The sequence below is a fragment of the Bradyrhizobium sp. Leo78 genome, assembly GCF_059512425.1.
This window is the reverse complement of sequence record NZ_JCAMOT010000172.1, coordinates 1-691: the sequence shown is the minus strand read 5'-3', so window position 1 is coordinate 691 and position 691 is coordinate 1. Positions and strand designations below refer to the sequence as shown.

General features: G+C 57.7%; 1 protein-coding gene. It reads left to right on the top strand.

The window, feature by feature from the left end:
- Positions 1-312: 312 nt before the first annotated feature.
- Positions 313-691 (top strand): response regulator (locus tag AC5ZG1_RS44130; protein WP_496136532.1); only part of this gene is annotated, 379 nt, incomplete at its 3' end.

Here is a 691-nt window from a genome sequence, read left to right as displayed (position 1 = left end):
GTCTTGCGCGTCTGCGTGCACTCAGCCCTCACTCAGTGTTGCTGCATCGTAATAGCAACCCCCGTGCCAAGGCTGTCTACGCTCTTTAAGCTTCTGATTTCGCGCTGAAAAACTTGCGAGCCGACGGATGACACCAGGTGTTTTGAAGGTGACAGCAATTGTGCCGCTGTCAGAAGCCGAACAAGGATCGCAAGCATCAAACGGGCAAAAACCGGCTTGGCGCGGGCCCTTTCGATGCGTTCATGCGTGGAACGGAAATTGCTAATTGCTCTTGCAAGCCGCTTTGTCGGCGCGATTTTCAGGAGAGCGACAGTGCAGCAAGATGTCGAAACCTCGAGGGCGGAGGGCCAGCGACGGGTATTCGTGGTCGACGATGACGAGATCACCCGCGTGACTTTGCAACTTATGCTGCATGACGAGATCGAGACGCACGAGCTTGCAACGCCGGAAGAGGCTTTTGTCAGGGGCATCGATTGGTTGAAGCCGGATGTGGTGCTACTCGGCGCCTCCTTTTTGGGGCAAAAGGGGCCGCCGTTGATCGGCCAATTGGCGGCCCATTTTCCCGAGGTGCGGATCCTGATCGTCTGCGACAAATCCGACGAGCCCACCGCGGTCGAAGGCATCAAGGCGGGCGCGCACGGCGTGCTTATCAAGCCTCTCACCTTGGAAGCCGTCCGCAAGAAGGTCGATG